The organism is Streptomyces olivaceus (genome assembly GCF_000721235.1).
Taxonomy (GTDB): domain Bacteria; phylum Actinomycetota; class Actinomycetes; order Streptomycetales; family Streptomycetaceae; genus Streptomyces; species Streptomyces olivaceus.
Genome location: NZ_JOFH01000157.1, coordinates 1 through 306 on the forward strand (window position 1 = coordinate 1; position 306 = coordinate 306).

Genomic DNA, 306 nt, shown 5'->3' on the forward strand with positions numbered 1-306 from the left:
GGCCTCCTCGAAGCCCTCCCCGACGAGGTCTCCCCCTCGGGAACCCTCATCACCGGTGGCGAGGCCCTCCTCGGCGAAGCACTGGCTACCTGGCGCACCGCGCACCCCGACGTCACCGTGATCAACGCCTACGGGCCCACCGAAGCCACCGTCAACTGCACCGACTTCCACATCCAGCCCGGCGAACCCGTTCCCTCCGGACCCGTGCCCATCGGCCGGCCCTTCTGGAACACCCGCGCCTACGTCCTCGACAACCACCTGCGCCCCGTCCCACCCGGCGTCACCGGAGAGCTGTATATCGCCGGC

General features: G+C 70.3%; 1 protein-coding gene. It reads left to right on the plus strand.

Going from position 1 to position 306, the window contains the following annotated elements; genetic code table 11:
* Window positions 1-306, plus strand: a 306-nt coding sequence (locus tag IG94_RS39535; RefSeq protein WP_043485782.1) for an AMP-binding protein, incomplete at both ends; no start/stop codon positions are given.